This is a genomic window from Rothia sp. HMSC069C04 (assembly GCF_001812895.1).
In the GTDB taxonomy this organism is placed as follows: Bacteria; Actinomycetota; Actinomycetes; order Actinomycetales; family Micrococcaceae; genus Rothia.
The window spans coordinates 124,172-124,537 of record NZ_KV810736.1 but is presented as its reverse complement, the minus strand read 5'-3'; the positions used below and the strand labels follow the sequence as shown (position 1 = coordinate 124,537).

1 protein-coding gene is annotated in these 366 nt (G+C 63.4%); it reads left to right on the top strand.

Features of this window, described 5'->3' with window-relative positions; all coding sequences use genetic code 11:
- A partial coding sequence (locus tag HMPREF2879_RS09640) for a transposase (protein WP_246822908.1) occupies positions 1–366 on the top strand: 366 nt, incomplete at both ends.

Here is a 366-nt window from a genome sequence, read left to right as displayed (position 1 = left end):
CGGACGCTGATGCGGTGTGCGGGGCCCAGTGGGGCCAACAAGACCCGCAGCGCCAGGCCCAGCGCAATGGGTATCGCTACCGGCCCTTGGACACCAGGGTCGGCACCATCGACGTGGCGATCCCCAAGCTACGCTCAGGCACCTACTTTCCAGAGTGGTTGCTTCAACGCCGCAAACGCTCCGAAAACGCCTTGATCACAGTGGTCGCTGACTGCTACCTAGCAGGAGTGTCTACACGCCGCATGGACAAGCTCGTCAAAACCCTGGGGATCACAGGACTGTCCAAGTCCCAGGTCTCACGCATGGCAGCCGACCTGGACGAGCACGTGGATCAGTTCCGCAACCGGCCCCTCCACGATGCCGGGC